Here is a 24,147-nt window from a genome sequence, read left to right as displayed (position 1 = left end):
CTCCGCGTTCATCGAGTGGCGACGAACGCCTCGAACTGGTCGATCTGTGCGTTGTAGTCGGCCTGGTAGAGGTGGCCGTAGATGCCGTCGGTTGTGGCGACGGAGCCGTGGCCCATCCAACGGCTCACCTTGTAGGGCTCGAACCCCGCGGCGAGCATCAGCGACGCGTAGGTGTGGCGAAGGTCGTGGAAGCGCATGTGGTCCGCGATGCCGAGGCGGCGGGCCGCGGGAACCAGGTGGTACCGGCGCACCCGGCCCGTGTCGAGCGGCTGTGTCCAATCCAGGCGGCGCGACGCGTGAGTGTTCCCCGGGAAGAAGATCGCGTTGCCGTCGCCGGAGGCGGGGTGGGCAACCAGCAGGCGGCGTAGCTCAGCGGTCAGCGCCCGGCTCAGCAGCGGAACGTTGCGCGTGCTGCGGGCGGACTTGGGCGTGCCCACGGCCCACTCCCCGTTGAGGCGCTTCACGGTCTGACGAACCTCAACGTGCCCCGCTGCAAGGTTCACGTCGCGGATGCGCAGGCCGGAGATCTCGGCGGAGCGGAGCCCCGTCTGCGCGGCGAAGCGCACCACAGTCCCGTACGGGTGCACGGCGTCCAGCTCAGCGGCGACAGCTTCCACCTGCGCAGCGGTCAGGAATACGGGCGCGAAGTCCGCCGCCGAGCCGGCACGGGGTAGCTGCACCGCGTCGCAGGGGTTGTGGCTCACAATCCGGTGGCGCACGGCGTATCGGAACACCTTCGACACCGCGACGTAGTGGTTGCGGATGGTCGAGGTGGCGAGCCCTTCCGCCGTCAGCCCCGCAATCCACTGCTCGACGTGCTCAGAGGTGACCGCGGCGATGCGCTGCCTCCCGAACCGGGGCAGGATGCGCGCCTTGTACAGCAGCAGGTAGCCCTCGTACGTGGTCGGCTTCAGCCGCGGGCGGCTCGCTGCCAACGAGGCGTCGAGAACCTCCTGGAAGGTCTTGCCGCGCCCGGCCAGCGGCTCGGTGCTCGCGCCCGCGGCCTGCTCGCCTTCCACCTTCAAGGCGAACCGTTCCGCCTCGCGCTTCACCGGGAACGTGCGCTGGCGCTCCTTGCCGTGCTCTCGCCAGCGCACCTCGTACGCCCGCCCCGCCTTGCGCTCGACCTGTCGAACGTTCGCCATCAGACGGCCCTTTGGAAGACGTCGTCGGCTTCGAAGTCACCGAGGATCCAGGAGGGGTCGTTCGGGTCCGCCCAGACGTATCGGCAGTACACGGTGTGGACCTCGACAATTCGCGCAGCCGTGCTCGCTCGACCAGGAATCTTGATGGCGTGCGCGTAGCCGACGTGCAGGATGACGACCGGGTGGTCCCGGTGCTGCATCACCACGTCGCCTACCTTCAACTGGTCGAGGCAGGCGGGTTCGGTAGGCGGGTTGGCCTTCCGACGCCGGGTCCCGAGCGCGTCCGAGCGCTTGCGGCGGGCCAGGGCTGTTGGGTCGTGGTGCTCGCTCATGCGACGGCCCTCTCGGCGGGGTGGCGGGACAGGATGCGGGAGACGATGGCGCTCGACCACTGACCTCCACGCTTGGTGAGGTGGCCCTCGGCGGTGAGCGTGGAGGCAATCAGGCGGGTGGGCGCACCTTCCGACCGCAGGGTGCGCATGCGCTCCAGGGCTGCCTGCTCGTGCGGGATGGGGATCAGGTCGCCGTCGATGGCGCGCCATCCGTACGGGGACCGCCCGACCGCATGGCCGCCGCGTGCAGCCTTGGCCTTGCGGCCGTCGCGGAGGCGCTTAGAGATCATGGCGCGCTCCAGCCCGGCGAACACCCCGACCATCTCGCGCATGGCCGTGCGGAGCGGGTCGTCCGGGTCGTCGCGTTGCACCTCGCCACTGCTGACGGTGAACACGCGAGACTCGGGGCGGCGCCACACCTCAGCCAGGAGTGCTTCCTGCGTGGTGACGGAGCGGGCCAGGCGGTCGAGGTCCTTCACGACGATGCCGTCCGCGGCGCCGGTCTGTACCAGGTGCAAGGCGCTGGCCAGGCCGGGGCGCTCGGTGACGGGCTTCACGCCGGAGATACCCGCGTCCACCTCGGTGGCGACGACGTCGTGCCCGTGGCGGGTTGCCCAGGCGGCGATCATCCGCTCCTGCACGTCCAGGCCGTTGCCCTCCTCGACCTGGGTGTCCGTGGACACGCGGAGGTAAGCGACGAGCCGCATCAGAGCACCGCCGCCTGGAGGCCGACGAGACGGTCGACCAGCAGGTCGCGGACGCTCGGGCTGTGGGCCTCGGCCGGGTCGACCACCTCAGCGCGGAGGGCCTGCTCAATCATGTAGTCCACCGCCGCGTGCACGTCGCCCCGGTGCTGGTCGTTGACGACAAGGTCGAGCGAGTGGTGGTCGATGGTTTCCGACAGGATGTCGAGGGCGACGATCTCGTAGTTCTGGCTCATGATTTCTCCTTGGTTTTCGTGGGGCGCCGCTATTTCTTCAGAATTGGCGGCGGAGCTACCTTCGCCTGCCCGCCACCGGTTCAAAAGGCCAGGTCAGGAATCCGATTCTCTGGCCAGAGAATCCCTCCGCTCACCCCGGAGGGCGCCCTGTGGGTCCTCGTGGGCGTATGGGTGGGTTCTGGGCCAGCGGGGCACATGCCCGCGCCGCGGTCGGCGGGCGGGTTCCGCCGCTGGCCCTCTCGTCACGCCTTCCGGCGACGCCCGGTCACCCTCGACCGCTTCCGCGGACCGTCCGATTCCCGGGCGTTGGGGTCGGCCTCGACGGGCGGGTGCGCTGGCGGCGCGACCGTGTCCCGCCTGGACTGCGCTGCCCCTAGCTGCCGAGGCGCGTCCCCGCTCGACTGCATCTTGGGTGGGACGTTGCCCGACCGGCGCGACGGAACCTTCCGCGGAGGGTGGACAGGATCGGACGCGTCGGTCCGAGCAGGGGTGTGGTTGCGCCGGTGGTAGGCCTGCTCCTCCGCCCACTCGTCCTCCGTCGCCGTCCGCGGGGCGGGAACCTTCCGGGCGGGCAGGGCGATCTCTTCGTCAACGACCGAGGCGCGAGCGTAGGCCTCCATCTGCTCGTCGGTCCGTGTCGGCATCCGCATCTGCTTGGGCTCGTCGTCCTCCACCTCGTCGGCGTCCACGATGTCCTCGTAGTCGAAGGTGGGGGCTGGCCCCAGGTTCTCGACGTCCATCACGATGTCGGCCGCGATCTGGTCGAACTTGGAGATCTTCATGTCGACGGAAAGCTCCTGCTTGCCAATGAATCCGTTCCTGTCCAGAAGGTCCTTGGCAGCGGCGATCTTGTCACGATCCGAGGTCTTCGGATTCATCATGATCTGGAGCATCGTGTAAGCAGCCTTGTCGGCGGACTCTGCAATCCGCTGTTCTGCTCTGCGACGGACCTGCGGGGCTCTCCCTCCGTGTGTGGAGCAGACATTCGTGCCTTTCATAGGTGGTCGCTTACAAGGGTCGCCATTCCTTCGATGCGCACTGCACAACACGCTCGGCGTTCTCCCGTCATTCCAAAGTCCAACACTCTGGCCTTCATCGCTCATGGTCTTTACTCCTTCTTTGGACTTCTGTGGAATAGGGCCTAATCACCCAAGGCGGCTCAGACGGCTCAGGCGGCTCGGAATTCTGGGCAACGGTGCCGTAGGGGAGTAGGTAGAGGGGTAGTAGTGTTCTTTTCCTTTAAGGACGGATAGCTAGAAAAAAGAGCCGCCTAGGCCGCCAGACCTCTACTTCCCATCAACCGCAAGGGAAAACTGGCGGCTCAGATGGCGGCTCAATGGCGGCTCAATCACCAAAAGCGGCTCAGATTTCTCGCCCGCCCTGCCTCGCAGCCGCCGCCAGAGTGCAGGAAAGTCGTCTGGCGGCGGCTCGTTTCGGCCTCGGCGGCTCAACCTGACGGGTCGGCGGCTCGTTTTTCGGGCTCCGGGACCAATCTGAGCCGCCGAATTGAGCCGCCTTCTCCGACGCTCAGACCGGTCCAGGTGTGAACCTTCCCCTTGCCGACGCGGGTCTCGCCCAGGCCGAACTCCTCGACGCGCTCGCGCACCTTCCGGCCGAAGGCGATCTTGCTTCCGGCCTGCACGCGCCCGCGCTGGCACCACTCCGCCCAGGTGTCGAAGAGCTGGTCCTTTGCGACGGACTCCTCCGAGCCGAGGACGCACACCTCCTCAACGAACGCCCCGAACAGGTCCGACTCCGCCCGGTACGCCTCCGTGGCGTCGAGGATCGACTGCGGCGGGTTCAGGCCCTGCTCCTGCCAGGCGACCGCCCCCTCGACTGCCCAGCGGAGGACGCCGGGCAGCTCGTTCTCGGTGAGGCGGCGCCCGAGGTCGCGGTCGATGTCCTCGTCGGCGATGCGCACCGGGAAGTTCACGAGGAGGAACCGGCGCCAGATTCCGTCGTCGGTCTCCTTCACCACGGGGCGGTGGTTGCTCGAGATCCAGATGGTGGCCTGGGGGCGGAAGTCGAAGAACTCACCCCGCATGAACCGCGCCTGGAGCATGTCGCCACCGGTGAGCTGCTTGATGAGACGTTCGTTGATGGCGGCGTGATTCTCGAACTCCATCACCGACACGAACCGCGCCCCGTCGAGGCGGGCGATGTCGTTGGGGATGGCGCCGGAGTGCTTCGCAGCGAGGCTGTCCGCGGGCAACGACGAGGCATAACCGGCCATCAAGTCTCGGATGAGCTCGATCAGCGTCGACTTGCCATTCGCCCCGTTGCCGTGGGCCAGGATCAGCTTCTGCTCGTCGGTGCGACCGGTGAGCGAGTAGCCGACCGCCCTCTGGAGGAAGCTGCGCACCTCGGGGTCGGGCTGTACCCGAGCGAGGAAGGCCGCGAACTCAGGCGCCTCCGCGGCCGGGTCGTAGGCGACGCCGAGAACCTTCCGGCAGTAGTGCTCGCGCCGGTGCGGCTGCAGATCGCCCGTGGACAGGTTGAGCGTGCCGTTCTGGCAGTTGAGCAGCATCGGGTCCACGTCGAACTCGCGCGCCAGCATCGTGAGGCCGGGAGTCGACCGAGCCAGCTCCAGCGTCGCCCGGATCACGCGTGCTGACTCGCTCTGCTTTGCCCAGCGCAGCGCCTCCTTCTGCGCCTCGTCGGGCAACGCCGCCGCCGTCGCGCGGATGCCGCGGATCGACTGCTTCGCCCGCTCGACCACGCTCTCGCGGTCGTCGTTCTCCCACACCTTCCCCGTCCACACGGCCCACCGCTTCGTCTCCGAGAGCCACCGCACGTCCTCGCGGTTCTCTGCCACGAATCGCTCGGCGTTGCCCAGCTCGGTCCACGCCTCGTCGGTGCTGCTGCTCGCCGGGCTCTCGCACTCGGCATCCAGCTCCTCCGGGGTCAGCTCGATGAATGCCTGCAAGCCGTTGTTGCCGCAGTGATCCGCCGCATCCTTCCCCTCCGCGGAGCGCACGACACGCGCCGTGATGCCCGCCACGCGCTGCAAGGAGTCACGAACCTTGCGGGCGTGCCGGTAACCGGGCGGATCCTGGTCCGCGACGATGCTCACCTTGCTCGTTGAGCCCATGAAGTGGACCGAGTGGTACTCGTCCTTCCACATGTCGGCCCCGCCGTGGTTGCAGGTGGCAGTCATCGAGTCGCCATAGGCCTGGACCATCGCCAAGACGTCCTTCTCGCCCTCGACAATCCAGACGTCCTCACCTTCGCTGAGCGCCCCGAGCAACTCGATCAGTCGGAAGGGGACGGGAGTTACGCCCTCCATATCTCCGATCCGCCGCTTCGGGTTCGTCGGATCGGGGCGTTGCTGGCTGAACGTCTTGTCCGCACCGTTGCCATAGCGAACGACCTCGTAGAGGAGGTTGTCGTCCTCATCGGCGTATCGGTACACCGCCTCCTGCGACATCTTGGCCGCGAGGCTCTTCCACGTCATCCCGATCTCACGCGCCACGTCTTTCTGGGTGCATCCCGCGTGACAGAAGAAGAGAACTTTTTTCTTCTCGTCGCTCCACGTAATCGAGAGCGACGGAGTGCGGTCGTCGTGAGCTGGGCACAGAGCCTTGTACTTACCGCCGCCAACGTGTTCGACGCCTTCAAGCTTGTTTAGGGCGCGTTGCAATGGCGGTGGCAGCTCCTTGTCGGCGCTCATGCCGACGGGTCGACAGTGCAGGACGCGACGAAAGCCCGGATCTGTTCCGGCGTGTAAAGCGTCTTGTTGCCGAGGCGCACGTGGCCGAGACGTCCCTCGGCCGTCCACCTTTCGACTTGGCGAACGGTTGCACGGAGGGAGGCCGCTGCCTCGGACTTGTCGAAAAAGTCGTACTGGGGTCGGGTGGGTGCCTCGCTCTGGGTGGACATTGTTGGTGCCTTTCGTGTCGTCATGGTGGGTTCCTTCTTGGAAGGGCTGACCAGCCTGACGGCACAAAAAAAGGCCTCCGAAACTAGACAGCCCAAGTGAATGGGCGCTTGATTTCGGGGACCTCCCCCAGTTGGCGATATGTAGTTGTGTCACTCACCCCGGACCGACCGACGTTCTTGCTGACTTGCGAGAGGGACTCTACCCCCAGCGCTTGCCGCGGCGCTACCTGGACCCGCCAGCTACCTCCAGATCTCTCCGTTCGGTGACCTCCGCGAGGCGCTCTGACAGGCGCATCTCGCGGAATCGAGTCCAGGCGGGCTCGGCGGGTTCCGCGTTGAGAACCAGCTCCACCCCGTGCAGGTCGGCCGTGGCGTCGATGGCCGCCAGCATGTCCCACCCGCGCCAGGGCTCCCGGGACTCGGGGACATGCGGGAAGTGGAAGTGCTGTAGCTCCTGCGCCAGCCGGTAGCCGGAGAAGCGCTTGCCCATGACCTCCCAGAGCGCAATGCGCAACGCGGCGTCCGTCACGGGGCCGTGCGTGTCCGGCCGAAGGTCCTCGGCGTTGCGTCGAAGCTGGACCCGGAGGGAGGCGAACTCCACCGGCGACAGCAGCCGCATAGGGGTGCTCACCGGGTCCGGCTTCCACTCCGGCTCGACCGAACCTTCAAGGGCTCGCTCCCAGTGGCCGAACAACACTTGTGTGGGAGAAAAGGGTAAGCTAAGGGTGTTCACGATGAGATTCCTTCCTTTCGTTGCGTGTCCTAGAACGGCCCCAGAGCTTGCTCGCCTCTGGGGCCGTTCTGCGTGCTACTGGACCTGCGTCGGGCCGGGCGTCGCCACCGTCGCACCCTCGACCATCGCGAGGCTGCTCTCGACGGGCGGGCGCTGGCTGCCGTCGGTTGTCGCGAAGCGCACCGGCGCGGTTTCGAAGCGCTTGGTACCCGAGAAGAACTTGGTGAGCAGGTTCGGCAGGTCCGTGTACGGGTCCTCCAGCTTCTCCGCGATCCACGACAGCTCTCGGTACTTCTCGCCGAGCGCCGCAAGCGCGGTCTCGAGCTGCAAGTGCAGCACGTTGTACCGGTCCACGCCCTTCTGCAGATCCGTGTCGGCTCCGGACCAGGGGGCCTTGGTGAACGGGGTGGTGATCTCGCGGGTGAGCTGCTCGACCATCTGTTCGACCGCGCGACGGCGGGCGGCGACGTCCGCCACCAACTTCTGGCCCTGCCGGACGAGGTCGCGCTCGTGAACGCGAACCTCATCGAAGATGGCCTTGTCGACGGCGCGGATGGCCTCGCGCTCGGCCTTCGAGTTGAGGTACGTCTGGTCCCGCACCACGGAGCGCTGCCAGTCGAAGTTGCCGGGGATCATCGCCGCGCTCCCGAGATCGAACCACCGATGGTGGGGCCGCTCTTCTTGGAGGCGAAGGCCTGGAGGCGGTCGCGACGCTCGGTGCGGGCCTCCTGCTGCTCGACCACGGTGAGCAGGGCCTCCTCCGCCTCACCCAGGGCAGCCTTCGCGTCGTCGGCCAGCGTGGCGAGGGCGACGAGGTGGCGGCTGCGAATCTCCCGAGCGAGGGTGGGTCCTGCGGAAGCCGGGAATGGCGGCAGGTCGGTGTGGATCTCCTGGGGCTTGAAAGCCTCCAGGCTTGGGTTGAGATTGACCATTGTTCGAACCTTTCTTATTCGTTGTCGGACTGGGTAGTCGCCGCGAGCGGCATGTGCGGAAGAGAGGGGAGAAGGTTGAGGGCGACCAGCTTCTCGGCCAACGCGATGCGAATCAGCGAGGCCTTTGCCAGGCCGGTTGCAGCGACGAATGCGTCGAGCGCCACGTCGATCTCCTCCGGAACGGAAGATCGCAGAGGGACGTAGTTCTTGGGTGGACGGCCTGTCGGCATTTAAGCGCCTCCTTTTCTGATCGGATAGCGTTACTTTACTGCGCCGCTAATCGTTCCCGCTTGAGCCGAGCGCCTTTTCAATGCCGATTAGGTAAGGGCCAGAATGCAATCTCGCCCCGCTGGAATTGGCAATAGGAGAGAAATAGTCCGACGAGTAGGGTTCCGAGCACACCGACAAGGGGAGAGAACCTTGGGACAGATATTCGACAAGCGGGCTGGCCAGCCGCCCTTCCAGCGGGTGACCTCCGCAAGCCGGGAGGAAGCGTCCGAGCACGGCGGCACTGAGGATGGGTCCAACCCGCTGTCGGAGGCGCGGCGCCCGCTGAGCGCGGCGGAGCAGCGGCGGGCGATGTTTCGGGCGCCCAACGCCTAGCCCACAGGTGGCCACGGGGCCGCTCGGTCAGGCCCGTGGCTGAGGATCCCGGCGCGCTCGCTGAGCGCCCAACGCTGAGCCGCTCCGGCACCACCGCGGAGCGGCCCGGCGTGCACGGATGTCGAAGCCAGGCGATAGGTTGTCGCTATGACCTGGAAGCCTCTGCGTTCGTCCGCCGAAGAGCAGGCAGTGCTAGTGGCGGGAGTGCCGCCATGGTTGGAGATGCCTCTTTGGGTTTGGATTGGGCGACAGCTGACTACGGTTGACTATCGCGGCCAGACGGGGCGTAACTTGCCGTTGGTGTCCGAGTTTGATCTTGTCACACGACGAGTCGAGCCAATAGTTGGTCGGTTCCAGAAATTCGGCATCGCTGGAATCGAAAGCGTATTGGATGAAGATGAAACTATTGAATTCGTCGACTTCCTCGTTTTCAATAGTCAGAGCCGCGAAGCCGGGATGCAACTTGATGGCCTCCTGACAAGCGCTGGGTCGGAGTGGACCGTTGGTGCGCGTGACGGATACGCCGGACTAGAGAAACGAGTTCCCGAAGGAGTGCGGCGCGCCGCGGATGCGGCCATGTCCTCAGCCGGTCACGCTGGGCCTCTTCTGTCCGAATCGTGGAGTTCGGCTTTTGGGGTCAATCCTGACTACGAGAGGGCCTATTCGAAGGCCGTGAAGGCCGTTGAGGCAGCGTCAATCCCGGTGGTAATGCCGACCAATCGCACCGCTACCCTTGGCACCGTAGTAGGGCAGATGCGAGCAGACGGTGACTGGGGTCTCGAATTGTCGCGTGAGCACCCGGCGGACACGAGCACCCGTACGGTTTTGGCGATGGCTCAGACCCTCTGGACGGGGCAGAACGATCGACACGCTGGGCAGCCGGGCTTCACCCGAAGCACGAGGGCTGAGGCTGAAGCCGCGGTGCTGTTAGCCGTTCCGCTGGTGCAGTGGTTCACCTCCGGCGCGATCGCTCGGCGCTAGAAGATCCCCGCGGAAACCCCTCTAACCACGCTCCGCCGAGGTGATCCGAACCTCTCCGAGGCGTGCCGCGAGAACGGTCCGTATGGCTGTCACAACCCCGGAATCTCGCGGAAGAACGGCCTTCGGCGGCCGGTCGCGGAGAGGTTCGGCCTGCCCCGGTAGAGGGCCTTCCGAAGTCTTGAAAACTGGTGGGCAGAGATGTCTCTAGGGTTCGAATCCCTAGCCCTCCGCCAGGCAGTCCGCAGTCCGCCGCGATTACCGCCGTCGGCGGTCAGGTCTCCACTACCTGTTTAGTCGTCCGATGACCTCCTCCAGCGCGACCTGCTTGCGCGATTTCACGTTGGCCGCCTCCAGCCCGCGTCGAAGCGCAGTTACTGCCTCGCGGAGTTTTATCACGCTGAGGGCGAGCATGACTCCTGCGGCAACCACACCAAAGAGAAGTGCCAACTGCCAGGTCGTGTTGAAAATGTTTGTCGCCAGGAGCCCGATAGTGATCCCGAAGGGGATGGCGATCCCGAAGCGGAACTGTGCTTCGGCGGTCCCGCGATCGTAAATGTCCCAGAGTTCGTGATTCTCGGCCTGCAGGACGACCGCTGCGTCTTTGAAGTTCTCAGCGAGAGAATTGGAGATTCGCCGACGGACGGTTTTCTCGGGCGTAGGGTCACCCCGGTCGAGAGGAGCGGATGAGACCTGCTTCAGGAGTTCGGTCAGTGCCGCGTATGCATCTTTGCCTCCCTCGTCTTCCATCACAGGGCGAGTCTGATTGAGAAGATTCGTCGTGGTCTGGTCGGCGTAGGTTCGCAATCCGAGCTTCGGGAGGGTGCCGATCTTGTCGAACAGCCATTGAACGGGAGCCATCCATATCATTCCGGCGGTGTAAGAGCCGAACGTAAGGACTGCAAGCAACGTATAGCTGCCGAGTGTCTCGAAGAGAATGTAGATCGATTCGGGCACCCCTGCTGCGGTTCCACGCGGCGGGACCGACTCGCCCCACGTCAACCACGCAGCCGCTGCCAAGAGGAACCCGGCAGCGAGGGGGGTCCGCAGATCTCTGAAGCCCGGAAGTAGTGATTGGAAGATGATCCGGTCCGTTCGCGAGTCAGCATCGTTAATCAAGATCGTAACTGACTTTTTCACGAAGTCTGGGAGAGAAGCTCCGTTGTTCGAATCCAGGACTCGCGACCCTTCTGCGAACTGCTCTTCCAGTGTGGGTGTGCCAGTCGGCAGCGGACATGAAGGTGACCGTCCGCTGTCACCGTGAGGACGACGGAGCCTGCGATGGCTGCTTGACTCCGCTTGCCTTGGTCTCCTCCGCAGAGGACCTCGCCAACCGAAGGGTCACGTCCCGCGACTCCGTGAGCCGCGCAGCCGCCCGTTGTGAGAACAACAAGTCCTGATCACTCGGCGAGACGGCTGTGAGCGTCGCCGCGCCACGGTTGCGTAGAGAGGCGCGCAGCAGACTGAAGTTGTCCGCTAGCTGGTCTGCCGAAAAGCGACTTGACCGATGAAGCGTAGGACAGCCACATGGACCTGATTTGGCAGTCGATCGTTGCGGTCGGTGCCGTGCTCGCGCTCATCGGTTCGGGAGCGGCGGGCGGAGTATGTTCGGGACGCCGCAGGCAGTGCCCTGAGCGCGTCCTCGACGCCGGTGACGTGCGACGGGTCGGCGTTCGCGGCCCGGAGCGCTGTCTACCTGGGGCTCGTCTGCTACGCGCTATTCCGACGATCATTGCATTTCGCGCTGACATGGGTGTTGATCCTGAGTACTACCAGTTTTTGGCCCAGGTCTCCGCCAGGCTTATCGTTGGTCTTCTCTTCGGGCAGGGCAGGCCAGTCGTGGCGGCACTACTGCGCTTTCTGTGCTACCACTCTCTTCGCCATGATTGACGGACCTATCGATGGGTTCTTCCACTGGTTGCACGCATCGGGGCGCCGTCGTTTTCTTCTGGTTCGTCCGCGCCATCGGCTACCTACAAGAGAAGGAGTCAATTGACGACGCCTGACCTCATCGAGCGCGCTATGAGGTGAGTTACTGTCGCAGCTCTCGTGTCATTCATTTGGCACTAGTGACGGGTACAGCCCGAGATTGGCGTAGACGAAATGAGGCGAGCCCCGGGCCATCGTCCGGGCCCCGCCGTCATTCGGGTCCGACCGGAGCCCGCGAACCTGACTTGAACTGGTGGGCAGAGATGTCTCTAGGGTTCGAATCCCTAGCCCTCCGCCATACACCTCCGAGCGCCTCTCCGGCTGAGGAGAGGCGCTCCGAGTTCCGCTGCGGTCAGGCCCCGCAACCGCCGAGCGTGTACACCGGGGAGGTGCTCAGGGAGATCGCCTGCACGGTGTCGGTGGCCGTCGCGATCCGGAACCAGAGTCGGCGCTCGTCGGGTCCCGCCCACGAGTAGAGCGCGTCTCCGGCGACGTCCGGCTCCTCGACCAGATTGGGGTACGTCGCGATCAGTTCGGCGCGAGTGGACCCCGTGCTGATGCCGGACACCGTCCGCGGGAGGGCGCCGTCGAGCTGGTTCCCCTCGTCGGTGACGTAGTTCGCGACCTCGATGTGATCGACGGCGCCGGCGTCGTCCGGGTCCACTCCGACGAAAGTGCGTCCGTTGTCGGGGAGCTGACGGTAGTCGGAGGGGCACTCCTCGAAGCCGAAGGAGAAGGGTACGAGGTCGGTCGTGTCCAGAGCTGCAGAAGCGTCGGTGATCGGCCCGCCGAAGACGATCGGGCCCACTCCGTCGAAGCTGATGACCCAGGAGCTCGGGTCGGCAGGCGTCGGCGTCGGCGTCGGGGTCGGCTCCGGTGCCGGCGGCGGAGCGGGAGCGGTCGTCGGCGTCGGCGTGATGGTCGGTGTCGGCGTCGCGGTCGGCGTCTCGACCGGAGCAGGCGCCGCGATCGGGATCTGGATGATCCCGGTCAGCGCCATCGCGACTCCGCCCCCCGAGACGAGGAGCGCGGCGACCACGAGGCCGATGAGCAGGGAGGCGCGGGTGCGCAGTGACGGGCGCGCCTTCTCGGCGCGGGCGGTCTCGACGATCATGGCGCGGATGGCGCGATCGCGGTCGGGGTCGAAGACGGGCTTGTCGTTCATCGTGCACCTCCATCGGTGGCTGCGTCGGCGGTGAGGTCGGTGATCAGTGCGGCGAGCTTCACCTTGGCTCGCGAGAGTCGGGACTTGACGGTGCCGACCGGGACGCCGAGCACGCGGGCGGCCTCGCTGACCGGCATCTCGGCGATCACGCAGAGCGACAGGACGTCCTGGTCGCGGGCGGCGAGGCCGGCGAACGCGCTGCGGATCGACTCCCGGCGCGGGGCGGTGTCGATGCGCTCGCCCGCCTCGTCCGAGAAATCCTCCTGGTGCCGCGGCTCGGGCAGCCGGCTGAGCGCCAGCTGATGCCGTCGGCGGGAGCGGTCGACGTTGCGCGCGACGTTGTTGGTCGTCGCGAGCAGCCACGGGAGCGGTGATCCGTCGACGAGACGGATCGAGGTGCGCCTGCGCCACGCTTCGAGGAAGACGAGGGCGGCGATGTCCTCCGCGTCGTGGAGCGCCCGCGTGTGCCGGAGCGCGTGCCAGAAGACGCGGAGCCTGTACGTGTCGTAGAGCCTGCCGAAGCCGTCCGGGTCGCCCGTGAGCACGTTCGCCCACGAGGACTCGGCGGTGTCCCGCGGCGGAGAGGAAGTGGTCATGACGGGATATGTCCGATCGCTCGAATCGGTTCCATCGGGCAGTGGGGCGCGCACTCGGGAACGCTGCCGATCCGCCTCCGGAGCGACTCTGGGTAGTATGGCCCGACGCGGACACGGCATTCCCCTCCGCGAGTCCCTGCTCCACCTCCGGCCGGATGCGCCCACGCTCCGCCGACACCGCCAGCACTCGAGACGAACGGGAGACGGATGCGCAGGACGCCCTTCTCGACGGAGCCCTCCGCCGCGGACGAGTCGACGCGCTCGCCGCGCCCCTTCGTGCGGCACGGTCGTCAGAAGCGGCACAGCCTTGCGCGGACTCTGGTGAAGGCCGCCGCGGCGGTCTCCGGAGTCGGCGTCGTCGCCTCCGTCTCGGTCGTCGCCATCGCCGCCACGCTGCTCGTGCAGTCCGCGCAGCCGTCGGTCGACCTGCATCCGGTCGCGGCCGGCTCGAGCGTCGAGGCGGCGGCCGAGGTGCCCGCGATCGGCGCGCTCGAGGGCGGCTTCAACGTCCTCGTCGTCGGCAGCGACTCGCGGCAGGGTCAGGGCGACGCCTACGGCGACCCCGACGAGGAGACCAGCGTCCTCAACGACGTCAACATGCTGATGCACGTGTCGGCCGACCACAGCAACGCCACCGTGGTGAGCTTCCCGCGCGACATGTACGTCGACATCCCCTCCTGCGTGAACGCGGCGACCGGGGAGACGATCCCCGCCCGCTACGACACGAAGATCAACGAGGCGATGGGCAAGGACGTGAGCCTCGGCTGCGTCGCGGGAGTCGCCGAGGAGCTCCTCGGCGTCACCGTCGACTACGGGGCGGTCGTCCAGTTCAACGGCGTCATCGAGATGTCGACCGCCGTCGGCGGGGTCGACGTCTGCGTCGCCACCGAGATCGCCGACCCCTACACCAACACCTACCTCGAGCCGGGCACGCACTCGCTCGAGGGGATGGCCGCCCTGCAGTTCCTCCGCAGCCGCCACGGCATCGGCGACGGCAGCGACCTCACCCGCATCAGCAACCAGCAGGTCTTCCTCTCGGCGCTGGTCCGCCAGATCAAGAGCACCGAGACCCTGCTCAACCCGGTCGCCCTCTACGGACTCGCCAAGGCGGCGCTGGGCAACATGACCCTGTCGACCGGGCTCGACAACGTCAACACGATGGTCCAGATGGGGCTCGCGCTCAGCGACGTCGATCTGGCGAACGTGGTCTTCGCGCAGTACCCGACGGTCGAGGCCTCGGGCGGAGTGGTCCCCGACCGCACCTCGGGCGACGTCCTCGCCGCGGCGCTGCAGACCGACCAGCCGATCGCCCTCACCGGAGGCACCGGCGGCGGCGCGATAGTCGAGGGCGAGGCCGCCGCTCCGACGACGACGGAGCCTCCGAGCGGGCCCGCGACGACGGACCCGCTCGCCACGGCGGAGGCGACTCCCGGCACTCCGGTCGATCCCGCCGCTCCCGCGGGCGACTCCAAGGTTGCGGTGCCAGAGTCGGTCACCGGCCAGAGCGCCGACCAGCAGACCTGCTCGGTCGGGTTCTTCGGCTGACTCGAGGGCACCGAGCGCGCAGCGCTGGGCGTTCGGCTCGAAGCGTCCTGCTCCGAGCCCCCGGCGGGCCCCGCCGGGTACGCTCCTCCTCGAACGCCGATCCACCGGTGCGGCAGCACGCCGCCCGGCGCCCGAGAGAGAGTACGTCCTGATGAGCGAACCCGCCCCGACCCGGAGGACCGCCGCTCGGCACGGTCGCCTCCGGCCGCAGAGCGGGTTCCGCTTCGCAGCGCGCATCCTCGCCGCGTGCGTCGGAGTCGGCGTCCTCAGCACGGTCTGCATCGTCGCGATCGCCGTCTCGATGATCGCCGGCAGCGCGCGCCCCTCGGTCGACCTCGACATCGGCTCCACCGACGGAGGCACCGCCATCCCCGAGATCGGCGCGATCGAGGGCGGGGTCAACATCCTGCTCGCCGGCAGCGACAGCGCGGAGGGATCCGCGGAGGGCGCCTACGGCGACCGCTCAGAGAATCTCAACGACGTGACGATGCTGATGCACATCTCCGAGGACCACTCCACGGTCGAGGTCATCAGCTTCCCCCGCGACATGTACGTGCCGATCCCCTCCTGCACCGACCCGACGACGGGCGCGGTGTCCGAGCCGCTCCGGTCGGCCAAGATCAACACCTCGCTCGGCTACGGCGGGCTCGCCTGCACGGTCCAGACGGTCGAGCAGCTCACAGGTCTCGAGATCCCGTACGCGGCGCTGATCCAGTTCGACGGCGTGATCGAGATGTCCAACGCGGTGGGCGGAGTCGACGTCTGCGTCGCCAGCCCCATCGAGGACGAGTACACCGGCCTGAACCTGTCCGCCGGCACGCACACGCTGGTGGGAGCCGAGGCCCTCGCGTTCCTCCGCACCCGCCACGGCGTCGGCGACGGCAGCGACCTCACCCGCATCTCGAGCCAGCAGGTCTACCTCTCGTCGCTCGTGCGCAAGGTGAAGAGCGCCTCGACCCTGTCGAACCCCGTCGCGCTCTACGGCCTCGCCAAGGCGTCCGTCTCGAACATGCAGCTCTCGACCTCGCTCGAGAACGTCAACACCCTCGTCTCGATCGGCCTCGCTGTGAAGGACGTCGACCTCGCGAGCGTCGTGTTCGTGCAGTACCCCACCTACATCGACGGCAACGGCGTCTACCCGAGCGAGGAGGCGGCCGGCGCGCTCACCGCGGCACTGCTCGCCGACCAGCCGATCGCGCTGACCGGCACGACCGGCGGCGGCTCGGAGTCGACGGACGCCGCGACTCCGGATCCCGCTGCGACCACGGACCCGGCTGCCACTCCCGACCCGGCGGCGACCGCCGACCCGGCGACCCCGGCTCCCGAGGCGACGGTGGCGCTCCCGAGCGACGTGTCGGGCCAGACCGCCGACCAGGAGACCTGCACCGTCGGCCGCACCCTCGACGAGCAGTAGCCGCGACCCCGCCGAGGGAACCCGTTCCCGTCGAGACGGCCCGTCATCCAGGGCTCCCTCGACGACACCGGGCTCCCTCGAGGGGCCCGCGGCGTCGGCGGAGGCGCATGTCACGCCCGCCTCGCGGGTGCGGTTATGATGGTCGACGTGCGTTCGCCCCGCGGGCGCTCAGGAGACGTCGCATAGTCCGGTCGAGTGCACCACCCTGCTAAGGTGGAGAACCCTTTATTGGGTTCCGTGGGTTCAAATCCCACCGTCTCCGCACTCAACATGCCTGGTCAGGGCCTTCTTGGTAATTTGCTCCGGCCAGCTCAAGCCAGGCAACCGCGGGATTAGTCTTCTGCCAAGCATCACCTCGCACTTTCAGAGGTTCTCAACCTTGGAGGAGTGGAGTCGCTGGCAACTGCATCAACACTTTTGTAACTCAAGGGGGAGATCACCACGACACGGAGACCGGCGGGGTCCGGTACGGCGCCGAGCCGACCCGGGAGTTTCGCGGATTCGGTGGTCAACAGCCGTTCGGGTGATCGATTCCACTACGTGTGGGCGGCCGTCCAGTCCCTGAAGCTTTTGGATCGGCAGTCTGAACTCCGCCAGGTCTGGGTCGAGGGAGCTGCGGGGGAACCGGTGCCGGGGGACGAGATCATCGACCTCGCCGAATACTACGGCACACGCGATGCCGTCGATCGGGTAATCGTTCGACAGCTGAAGTACTCGACAAAGCGGGCCACCAAGGACCTGGGTCTCTCGGAGCTCGGCCCGACTTTCCGCAAGTTCTCGCAGATCGACAACCGCAAGCACGCTGCACTCCGCATCCCCGCTACCGCTCACACGGAGTATGTGATCACCTCGAACCGCCCTATCGGTTCGTCCCTGCGGAACGCCATCGAGCAGGTCGTCGCGGGTAACAAAATCGGAGCGAACTCGATCGCCTCGAAGCTGCTTGGGTGGCTGGAGACCGACCAACGCCGCGGATCGGACTTTCTCCGCCGCCTCATCTTCGACGGAGCCGGCTCGGAACTCGCGGCGCTCCAGGCTCAGCTCGAGGTGCTCACGGCAGCGTTGACCGGAGAGGCCGACAGCACCGTTCCGTCCGTTCTCCTCGATCAGGTCAGTCGTCGTGCATCCGGGCAGGTCAGCGGCCCCATCGATCTGTCGACGGTCGCGATGGCGTTCGGCGTCACGGTCGAGGACCTCGTCCCTGCGCCATCTCTCATCCCAGCGCACAACGGTGCGGTCGCCCGAGCCGCGTACCGGGAGCTGGCGAACCTGGTGCTCCGCAGTGCGGGGCCGACAATCATCTCTGCGGTCGGCGGGGCCGGCAAGACGACGTTTGCAGCATCGCTGCCGACGCTTCTCGAGAAGAAGGCAGTCGTTGTCATCTACGACTGCTTCGGGAACGGTAGTTACCGGGCGCCGGACAAGCCGCGCCACCGCCACCGCGACGGACTGGTTCAGATCGCCTCGGAGCTGGCGGCACAGGCGCTGAGCGCGCCCCTCATTCCCCGAGCAGCGACCGGGTCCGCGGAGTATATGAAGGCGTTCATCCAGCGGTTGCGTGAGGCGCGGCGCCGCCTCGCGGAGAGCGCGCCCGGCACCGAGTTGGTGATCGTGGTGGACGCTGCAGATAACGGTGTGATCGCCGCCGAGGCGCGCGGTGACCAGGCGTTCGTGCATGACTTGTTGCAGGTCGAGCCAATCGACGGGGTCCACCTCGTCGTCACCGCTCGTCCTTACCGGGTAACCCAGCTGCGCGCGCCGTCCGATGTCGCGATTCTCCAGCTGGCGGAGTTCTCGATCGACGAGACAGCGTCGATGCTTCGTGCGGTGCACCCGCACGCAACCGACAACGACATCGCTGAGTTCCATCGCAGGACGTCGGCGAACCCCCGCATTCAGGCTCTGGTGCTGACGGAGACCGCTACCCTGCGCGACTGTCTGAACTCCCTGACCGGGCTGCCTGCCGCCGGGAACGACCCTGTTTCACAGCTGCTGGGGAGGCAGCTGGACACCGTCCTCGAGACGGCGGGCGGTGACCGCGGCTCGCTCGAGTTTGCGGGGCAGCTCCTCGCGACCTTGCGGCCGCGGATTCCGATCGAGGTGATCGCGTCGTTGACCGGTCGCGACGAGAGCCTGATTCGCAGCTTCGTGTCTGACCTCGGCCGCGGGTTAGTCGTCGAGGACGATGCGGTGCAGTTCCTTGACGAACCGACTGAGACATTCTTCCGCAGCCGTTACCCGCTGTCGGACGAAAATGCCGATCGGGTCATTCGGGGGCTGACCAGGCTGTCGTCCTCCCATGGGTATGCAGCGGCGTCGCTGCCCCAGGTTCTGTGGGAGGCCGGTCGGTTTGAGGATCTCGCCGCTTTGGCTCTGTCCGATGCGGGACTGCCGGCCGAGGGCGAGGTCGAGCGGCGTCAGATCGCCCAGCTACGCACGTCGTTCGCGCTTCGCGCAGCTATACGGGTCGGAAACCCGGCAGCGGTGGTCGAACTGGCGATGATCGCGGGTGCGGCTGCTGCGAGTTCGGAGCGTAGGTACACGCTCCTGCGCGATCACGCGGACCTCGCGGGGGAGGTCATTGATGGCACGACTCTCGATGAGATCCGCGCGGCCCACCTGTTCCCGAGCGAGTGGCCGGGTTCGGTCCTAAACGCCGAGGCGGTCATGCTCACAATGAAGGAGGACAGGAGGGGAGACGCCCTCAATCGGCTCCGGGGTGCCCGCGCGGCGATCGACGCGTGGGTGCAGACATCGTCGGGCGACCGGGAGGGCAAGCTCGTGCCACGGCATGGGGCGAACATCGCGCTTGCTACCGCTTGGCTTCAGGACGAGCCGACGGCCGCCCGCTATCTCGAAGGCTGGCAGCCTGATCGCTGGGTATTCGAGCAGTCGCGGTCGGTCGTGTCGATCCTGCTGGCTCGCGGCGAGCAGGATCGGGTGACACGTCTCGGTGTCGCAGCGCGGACATCGTCCCTGAGTCTGGCGATCGCGGCGGAACTTCAGAAGCTGGGGCTGCCGATTTCGCGGGACCATGCCGAACGAGCGTGGCGCACGCTGCGCGGGGCGCGAGTCGGCATCGACCATGAAGATTCGTCGCTGGGCGGGATCTCAGACGCGGTCTATCGCGGCGTCGCATGGATCACCGCCTATAGCGTCCGCTCGGGGATCGCGACAATCCGCCAGGGCCTCAACCTGCTCACAAAGTATCTGCCGAAGACCACGCCTAGGGGACTCGGTGACTACCACGGACGGGACAACGCCGGACTCCTCAGCGCTTACGCGCTGCGCGCCGCCCTCCTCGGACGTAATCTCGCAATCGAGGATCTGGAACCTTCGCGCGATGGTTTCGGCCGCAGTGCTCGGGAGGAAGAGAACGCTCAGTTGACCAGACTGCTGCCGTGGCTGCAGGGATGGGCTGGATGGGCTCTGGGGCGCTCTACCGCGACCGGCATCCGGAGACTGCTGGACAGCTACCCTACGGAACGCTCCTCATACCGTGACCCGGTTCTCCTGCGACGTATCGCTGGCCCCATGACAGCACAGTTCGCCCGATCATCGCGCTCGACCCGTGTCGCGAGCACCTTCGAGAAGATCCTCGCGTCGGCGCAGGCGCATTCGGGACTGTTCGTCGCGACCGACATGATTGCCTCGCTGCAGGGCGATGCGAGGTTCGTCGACCCTGCATATATTTGCGCGGACGCTTCGGCAGTTGGCGCCGAGGCCGAGCAGCAGACCGCCGATCAGATGGCCGACGACCTCGTCCGCATCGCCCGCGCTATATATGTATTCGACGAGGCGGAAGCGCACGCCTACTTCGGGAAAGCGGTGGCGATCGTCTCGCGCGTCGGCGACGACACCTGGCAGCGCTGGGAGTCTATCGTTGCGCTCGCACGAGGCGCGGTCGCCGACGACCCCGACCAGAGGTTCCTCCTGGCAAAGCATCTGGCCGACTCCGCTGAGCGGCTTGAGCCGTACATGTACAGCGGGTTCGACACCACGAAGCTGCTCGCGGCCCTGCAGATAATGACGGGACCGAGAACATTCGCGATCGTGAGCCAGTGGCGTGATCGGCAGTTCGGATCTTTCGGATCCCTGATTGGCACGATTCGGGATCAGGCCGACGGGATCCTCGCGGGTCACCCTGAGCTCAGGATCGCGCTCGCCGCGTTCTCAGACGGTGGCGGTCTCGGAGACGAGTTGGCATCGCTCGCGGCGACGGGCTCGCTGACGGATGAACGCTTCAGCGCCGTGCAGCAGCTGGCATGGGCACGAGGCGGCGAGCTCGCGGCGGAGGACCTCGACCCGAGGTGGGCGGAGCGGTACGGTCTGAGGCAGCGTCCCCTCACCCCTGATCGCGGCTACGTCAACTCGACCTGGGACGACCCGGGCTGGGAAACGAAGCGGCAAAAAGAGCGGGAAGCCGTGCGGAAATCGCTGCACACGTTCGATCTCGGTTCGCCGGCCGGGATGGCGGAAGCGGCGGCGGCGATCCGCGAAGCGCCTTACGGCGCGGATGCGTCGATCCTGATCGATGAGGTCGAACGCCGGCCGAAGAACACGTGGGCGTCGATCCTGGGATCGTTTTCCAACGAGGACTCCTTCAGCGTCTGGCAGCGAGCAGAGTTCATCCGCGGCGCAAGCCAGCTGGAATCCTCGAGTCGGGCATTCCGAACTGCCCTGCGGGAACTGGGAAACGATTACCTCGGCCGTCATTCCGCGGATGTGACGTCAGGTTTCTCCCTTGGGCTGGAAATCGGCGTCCTCGCCGCGGTGCTAGAGACTGACGAGCGATCGGTGCTGTTGCGCGCTCTCGAGCTAACCGATGCGGAGGTAGCGGTCGCCTCGGCTGACTCCTGCTATCGGCTGGCTGGGGGTGTCGCACCGCTGCTGGATGCCGCCGATGCCGTCCGTGCGTTGACGGGCGCGCTCCGCGCGCTGGAAACCGCACTCGAGATTGACCATTGGTCACCGGCCGGCGTAGTAATCCCAGCAACCGCCGACTCCAACTCGGCGGTTGCTGCGACGATCTGGTCCGCGCTGGCGGACCCTCGTGCGTCGACACGGTGGCGCGCGATCCATGCGACACGGTTCCTCATCGCCTTCGGAGCGGGCGATGCGGTTCAGGCGCTGACACAGCTGGTGCTTCAAGAGGCGCCGGCCGGCTTCCTGGATTCTCGGTTCCCGTTTTACCGATGGCACGCGGTCGAGGGATTCCTGGTGGCCGCCGAGCGTGCCGCGGTTGACAATCCCTCGCAGGTGTCGCCGCTGTTGGCCTCAATAGCGGCGCTCAGCACGGCGCACCCAGACCATGCGCGCATCCAGTACATCTGCGCCCAAATCGCGAATCGATGCGGTGATGCCAGCCTTATCCGATTGGCTACGATCCAGCGGGCGTCGCTCGACGACGTGCGCAGGTTCGAACGGCCGGACGCCCCGAAACCGTTCGGACACCATGCTGTGAAGTCGGAGTTCTCGTTCCAGTTCGACTTCGAGGAGTATGCGATCGCCCCGCTCAGCGAGTCGTTCCGGACCACCCATCACGAGGTGGTGCGGGCGATGAGCGGCTTAATCCTCGACGAGTGGGGCTATCGGGGCTCGCTGGAGCTGGCGGATCCTCGCCGCGAGGCGGGAGCGTATGAAAGTGAAGAGACCTACTTCTACAAACACGACGTCCCGAAGGCGGAGGACCTCGCGTACTACCTCAGTTACCACGCCATGCTGACTGTCGCGGGTCGGTTGCTTCGGACGACGACGCGGTTCCGCGACCCGGACGACGGCACTGACGCGTTTGACGAGTGGTTCACGCAGTTCGACCTCGGGCGGGAGGATCGGCGGTGGATCGCGGACGCCAGACGGCCGGTTCCGCCCGGCCATGAACGTCGCCAGCAAAGCTATGGAGACGAATGGCTGTGGAAGGTTACGGCGACCGACTTCATCCCGGAGTTCTTGAACGCGGACGGTTGGGTCACCGTCCGTTCCGCCGCCCACCAATCCGGATACGGCACTTCAGACAACACCTATGTTACCAGTTCGCTAGTAGCACCGGACACCAGTATGGCGTTGATGCGAGCACTGCAGGCTGCACCCTCTTTCAACAATCACCGTCTCCCGCTCGCCGATGATGACGACTTCACCTTCGATAACGGGTCCTTTCAACTGCGTGGCTGGATCGACAGTCCTTACCGTGAGAGTGGTGTCGACCGCCGCGACGATTTCGCACGCGACGTGCGATTCCCGACTCCTCGGCCGAGCGGGTGGGTCCTCGAAGCCTTGGAACTGTCGTCGAGTGAAGACGGAATGAGCTGGAGCAAATCCGATGGCGTGCTGGCCGGAACAGCGGAGTCCTGGTCTTTGAAGGACTCTGGGCGCGAACCTAGCGGACCCGACGGCACTCGTCTGCGGGTGTCGCCGGCGCTGCTCGCTAACCTGGCCACGCATACGGGCATGGCCGTTATTGTTGAAGTTCGAATCGACCGCAGCGACGAGTCGACCCGAAGCAACTCGAACCACGACTCCCTGGGATACCTCGATGACTACGTCAAGTTCTTCCTCTTCACGCCGGATGCTGGATGGAGAGACGCACGCGGCCATCCTGTTACTGGGTCAGCAGATCGCGGACAACCTTGATGAGCACGACCTGCTTTCACGATGGATGGCGCATCATCTCGCCGATCGTCTCACCGCACTTGAATCCTTAGAAGGCCAGGCGCTACTCGACGCGGAGGATGCGATAGCAGAGCTGATCGTCCAGATCTGGGCGCATCGTCATGAGGTGGGGTTCCGGGAGGATCCTCTCGCCGCGACGGATAGCGTGGAGCGCGCGGTCGCCCGCCTCGACCCTGAGGGTAGAGGCCCGTTCTCCTACTTTCGACCTTTTGATGACGCGCCAGGGCCGTCGGTGGCAGAGATCGAGGTCAATGCAGCCCTAAAGCTAGCGTTGTCTGTGGACGACATAGCGGCGGACCTGATCCGAGCCCTGGTCACCTACGCCGCCATGACCGCTATCGAACGCGATGCTGAATGGGTGCAGGCGATGGACGCCATCGATGCTACGACGCTCCGGCAACTGCGGCGCTTGATGAGCTTCGGGAGCAGGAGCGACACCGACGTCGCGCCGCTAACAGCGGCAACGAGAGAGATCTCGGACCGTGCGCGGTCTCTAGGCGAAGTCGTGCGCCAAGCCTCGAAGCTGCGCGCCGCCGACCGTTAGCGCTCCTTGTGGATTGCCACGGTGCCTCCGCCGAAGCTTCTTGTGCACGCGGTGATTATCGGACGCGCAGAGGTCAAGATGCCAACTTTGTCGGGCGGCGCCATGCTGGATTGGAGCACGTTTGTGTGGGCTTCGCTCAGCGCTTGCAGATCCCACGCGGTGTCGCTCAGCTCGATCTGAGTACTATCCGACGCGCGCCGTCGTCGGCGGCTACCCTGATCGGATGCGCAGCCCGATCCTCGACGCCCTGTCCGCCCCGCCCGCCCGACGCGAGATGCAGTCGATCCGCGGGGCGCTGGCCGAGATCGTCGTCGGCGACACGGCGCGAGTCCTCGTCCGCTCGCCGCGGTACGGCCTGTACGGCATCGAGGGCGTCGTGCGCCGCGCGGTGGGAGGCGAGCTGGTCGTCGCCGACGTCTTCCTCAGCACTGCGACCGAGATCCAGAGCATCGCGCTCGCGGGCGACTCGTCGGACGAGGCCGGCGAGACCGATCGCTCGGCCGACGGGCTGTCGCACGGCGACCCGGTGCGGGTGACCTTCTCGACCCCGACGGTCGGCTCCTTCACCGTCACCGGCCCGCTGACCGCTGGCGGTCGCGACGGCTTCCTCCTGGTCGGCAGCTGGATCGTCACCGACGGCGCCGAGGTCGGGCGCCACGTCGACCGCATCGAGCGGCTCACCGACCTCGACCTGCACGTCAAGCACGTCCCCGGGCACCGCTCGGCGGTCGAGGAGTAGCCCG

20 protein-coding genes, 2 tRNA genes and 1 pseudogene are annotated in these 24,147 nt (G+C 66.4%); 8 read left to right on the top strand and 15 right to left on the bottom strand.

All coding sequences use genetic code 11. From position 1 onward, the window contains the following. Positions 1-8: 8 nt before the first annotated feature. The 12 genes and pseudogenes from GRS92_RS01145 to GRS92_RS01095 form a co-directional block, all read right to left on the bottom strand. The gene (locus tag GRS92_RS01145; RefSeq protein WP_159852514.1) at positions 9-1,145 is read right to left on the bottom strand and encodes a tyrosine-type recombinase/integrase; all 1,137 of its coding nucleotides are present in this window, start codon (positions 1,143-1,145) and stop codon (positions 9-11) included. Continuing rightward, the gene (locus GRS92_RS01140; RefSeq protein ID WP_159852512.1) at positions 1,145-1,477 is read right to left on the bottom strand and encodes a hypothetical protein; all 333 of its coding nucleotides are present in this window, start codon (positions 1,475-1,477) and stop codon (positions 1,145-1,147) included. The genes GRS92_RS01145 and GRS92_RS01140 overlap by 1 nt, the downstream gene beginning before the upstream one ends. Next, entirely contained in the window at positions 1,474-2,184 is a 711-nt protein-coding gene (locus tag GRS92_RS01135; RefSeq protein WP_159852510.1) for a recombinase family protein, read from the bottom strand. The genes GRS92_RS01140 and GRS92_RS01135 overlap by 4 nt, the downstream gene beginning before the upstream one ends. Further along, positions 2,184-2,417, bottom strand: a complete 234-nt coding sequence (locus tag GRS92_RS01130; RefSeq protein ID WP_159852508.1) for a hypothetical protein — start codon at positions 2,415-2,417, stop codon at positions 2,184-2,186. Before GRS92_RS01130 ends, GRS92_RS01135 begins: the two co-directional genes overlap by 1 nt. 242 nt (positions 2,418-2,659) lie before the next feature. After that, the gene (locus tag GRS92_RS01125) at positions 2,660-3,310 is read right to left on the bottom strand and encodes a hypothetical protein (RefSeq protein WP_159852506.1); all 651 of its coding nucleotides are present in this window, start codon (positions 3,308-3,310) and stop codon (positions 2,660-2,662) included. A 75-nt stretch (positions 3,311-3,385) separates the two neighbouring features. Beyond that, positions 3,386-3,520 (bottom strand): annotated as a pseudogene (locus tag GRS92_RS19195) (hypothetical protein); the annotation flags it as partial. 344 nt (positions 3,521-3,864) lie between these two features. Continuing rightward, positions 3,865-6,087 (bottom strand): phage/plasmid primase, P4 family, encoded by a 2,223-nt coding sequence (locus tag GRS92_RS01120; protein ID WP_159852504.1) that lies wholly within the window; start codon positions 6,085-6,087, stop codon positions 3,865-3,867. Beyond that, positions 6,084-6,320, bottom strand: a complete 237-nt coding sequence (locus GRS92_RS01115; protein WP_159852502.1) for a helix-turn-helix domain-containing protein — start codon at positions 6,318-6,320, stop codon at positions 6,084-6,086. Before GRS92_RS01115 ends, GRS92_RS01120 begins: the two co-directional genes overlap by 4 nt. Positions 6,321-6,519: 199 nt before the next feature. Then, on the bottom strand, positions 6,520-7,029 hold the full coding sequence (locus GRS92_RS01110; protein WP_159852500.1) for a hypothetical protein: 510 nt from the start codon (positions 7,027-7,029) through the stop codon (positions 6,520-6,522). A 75-nt stretch (positions 7,030-7,104) separates the two neighbouring features. Continuing rightward, the gene (locus GRS92_RS01105) at positions 7,105-7,665 is read right to left on the bottom strand and encodes a hypothetical protein (protein WP_159852498.1); all 561 of its coding nucleotides are present in this window, start codon (positions 7,663-7,665) and stop codon (positions 7,105-7,107) included. Beyond that, positions 7,662-7,961, bottom strand: a complete 300-nt coding sequence (locus tag GRS92_RS01100) for a hypothetical protein (RefSeq protein ID WP_159852496.1) — start codon at positions 7,959-7,961, stop codon at positions 7,662-7,664. The genes GRS92_RS01105 and GRS92_RS01100 overlap by 4 nt, the downstream gene beginning before the upstream one ends. A 14-nt stretch (positions 7,962-7,975) precedes the next feature. Next, entirely contained in the window at positions 7,976-8,125 is a 150-nt protein-coding gene (locus GRS92_RS01095; RefSeq protein ID WP_159852494.1) for a hypothetical protein, read from the bottom strand. A gap of 586 nt (positions 8,126-8,711) precedes the next feature. Between GRS92_RS01095 and GRS92_RS01090 the strand changes: the two genes are divergently transcribed. Together GRS92_RS01090 and GRS92_RS01085 are read left to right on the top strand one after the other, a co-directional pair. After that, on the top strand, positions 8,712-9,545 hold the full coding sequence (locus GRS92_RS01090) for a hypothetical protein (RefSeq protein WP_159852492.1): 834 nt from the start codon (positions 8,712-8,714) through the stop codon (positions 9,543-9,545). Positions 9,546-9,682: 137 nt separating this feature from the next. Then, positions 9,683-9,778: transfer RNA gene (locus GRS92_RS01085), tRNA-Ser, on the top strand. 49 nt (positions 9,779-9,827) lie between these two features. Here the strand turns inward: GRS92_RS01085 and GRS92_RS01080 are convergent. From GRS92_RS01080 to GRS92_RS01070, 3 genes are all read right to left on the bottom strand, one after another. Continuing rightward, the gene (locus GRS92_RS01080) at positions 9,828-10,682 is read right to left on the bottom strand and encodes a hypothetical protein (protein WP_159852490.1); all 855 of its coding nucleotides are present in this window, start codon (positions 10,680-10,682) and stop codon (positions 9,828-9,830) included. A 1,141-nt stretch (positions 10,683-11,823) separates the two neighbouring features. Next, complete coding sequence (locus tag GRS92_RS01075; RefSeq protein ID WP_159852488.1) at positions 11,824-12,636, bottom strand: hypothetical protein; 813 nt, start codon at positions 12,634-12,636, stop codon at positions 11,824-11,826. Then, positions 12,633-13,232, bottom strand: a complete 600-nt coding sequence (locus GRS92_RS01070) for an RNA polymerase sigma factor (protein ID WP_159852486.1) — start codon at positions 13,230-13,232, stop codon at positions 12,633-12,635. The genes GRS92_RS01075 and GRS92_RS01070 overlap by 4 nt, the downstream gene beginning before the upstream one ends. A gap of 207 nt (positions 13,233-13,439) precedes the next feature. Between GRS92_RS01070 and GRS92_RS01065 the strand changes: the two genes are divergently transcribed. The 6 genes from GRS92_RS01065 (at position 13,440) to GRS92_RS01040 (ending at position 24,143) form a co-directional block, all read left to right on the top strand. Further along, positions 13,440-14,777, top strand: a complete 1,338-nt coding sequence (locus tag GRS92_RS01065) for an LCP family protein (RefSeq protein ID WP_159852484.1) — start codon at positions 13,440-13,442, stop codon at positions 14,775-14,777. 151 nt (positions 14,778-14,928) lie between these two features. Further along, the gene (locus GRS92_RS01060; protein ID WP_159852482.1) at positions 14,929-16,191 is read left to right on the top strand and encodes an LCP family protein; all 1,263 of its coding nucleotides are present in this window, start codon (positions 14,929-14,931) and stop codon (positions 16,189-16,191) included. Between the two features lie 171 nt (positions 16,192-16,362). Beyond that, positions 16,363-16,453, top strand: a tRNA-Ser gene (locus GRS92_RS01055). A gap of 242 nt (positions 16,454-16,695) precedes the next feature. Continuing rightward, positions 16,696-22,821, top strand: a complete 6,126-nt coding sequence (locus GRS92_RS01050; RefSeq protein ID WP_159852480.1) for a hypothetical protein — start codon at positions 16,696-16,698, stop codon at positions 22,819-22,821. Continuing rightward, positions 22,757-23,404, top strand: a complete 648-nt coding sequence (locus GRS92_RS01045) for a hypothetical protein (RefSeq protein WP_159852478.1) — start codon at positions 22,757-22,759, stop codon at positions 23,402-23,404. Before GRS92_RS01050 ends, GRS92_RS01045 begins: the two co-directional genes overlap by 65 nt. Before the next feature lie 223 nt (positions 23,405-23,627). Then, positions 23,628-24,143 carry a hypothetical protein gene (locus GRS92_RS01040; protein WP_159852476.1) on the top strand — a complete coding sequence of 172 codons (516 nt, stop codon included), beginning with the start codon at positions 23,628-23,630 and terminating at the stop codon, positions 24,141-24,143. Positions 24,144-24,147 lie beyond the last annotated feature (4 nt).

The sequence above is a fragment of the Rathayibacter sp. VKM Ac-2754 genome, from assembly GCF_009807095.1.
In the GTDB taxonomy this organism is placed as follows: domain Bacteria; phylum Actinomycetota; class Actinomycetes; order Actinomycetales; family Microbacteriaceae; genus Rathayibacter.
This window is presented reverse-complemented; position numbering and strand designations above follow the sequence as displayed.

Bases quoted from the DNA above. Each gene is read 5' to 3' on its own strand.
- GRS92_RS01145 (WP_159852514.1), bottom strand. From the start codon at position 1,145: ATGGCGAACGTTCGACAGGTCGAGCGCAAGGCGGGGCGGGCGTACGAG.
- GRS92_RS01140 (WP_159852512.1), bottom strand. From the start codon at position 1,477: ATGAGCGAGCACCACGACCCAACAGCCCTGGCCCGCCGCAAGCGCTCG.
- GRS92_RS01135 (WP_159852510.1), bottom strand. From the start codon at position 2,184: ATGCGGCTCGTCGCTTACCTCCGCGTGTCCACGGACACCCAGGTCGAG.
- GRS92_RS01130 (WP_159852508.1), bottom strand. From the start codon at position 2,417: ATGAGCCAGAACTACGAGATCGTCGCCCTCGACATCCTGTCGGAAACC.
- GRS92_RS01125 (WP_159852506.1), bottom strand. From the start codon at position 3,310: ATGCTCCAGATCATGATGAATCCGAAGACCTCGGATCGTGACAAGATC.
- GRS92_RS01120 (WP_159852504.1), bottom strand. From the start codon at position 6,087: ATGAGCGCCGACAAGGAGCTGCCACCGCCATTGCAACGCGCCCTAAAC.
- GRS92_RS01115 (WP_159852502.1), bottom strand. From the start codon at position 6,320: ATGACGACACGAAAGGCACCAACAATGTCCACCCAGAGCGAGGCACCC.
- GRS92_RS01105 (WP_159852498.1), bottom strand. From the start codon at position 7,665: ATGATCCCCGGCAACTTCGACTGGCAGCGCTCCGTGGTGCGGGACCAG.
- GRS92_RS01100 (WP_159852496.1), bottom strand. From the start codon at position 7,961: ATGGTCAATCTCAACCCAAGCCTGGAGGCTTTCAAGCCCCAGGAGATC.
- GRS92_RS01090 (WP_159852492.1), top strand. From the start codon at position 8,712: ATGACCTGGAAGCCTCTGCGTTCGTCCGCCGAAGAGCAGGCAGTGCTA.
- GRS92_RS01075 (WP_159852488.1), bottom strand. From the start codon at position 12,636: ATGAACGACAAGCCCGTCTTCGACCCCGACCGCGATCGCGCCATCCGC.
- GRS92_RS01070 (WP_159852486.1), bottom strand. From the start codon at position 13,232: ATGACCACTTCCTCTCCGCCGCGGGACACCGCCGAGTCCTCGTGGGCG.
- GRS92_RS01065 (WP_159852484.1), top strand. From the start codon at position 13,440: ATGCGCAGGACGCCCTTCTCGACGGAGCCCTCCGCCGCGGACGAGTCG.
- GRS92_RS01060 (WP_159852482.1), top strand. From the start codon at position 14,929: ATGAGCGAACCCGCCCCGACCCGGAGGACCGCCGCTCGGCACGGTCGC.
- GRS92_RS01045 (WP_159852478.1), top strand. From the start codon at position 22,757: ATGCTGGATGGAGAGACGCACGCGGCCATCCTGTTACTGGGTCAGCAG.
- GRS92_RS01040 (WP_159852476.1), top strand. From the start codon at position 23,628: ATGCGCAGCCCGATCCTCGACGCCCTGTCCGCCCCGCCCGCCCGACGC.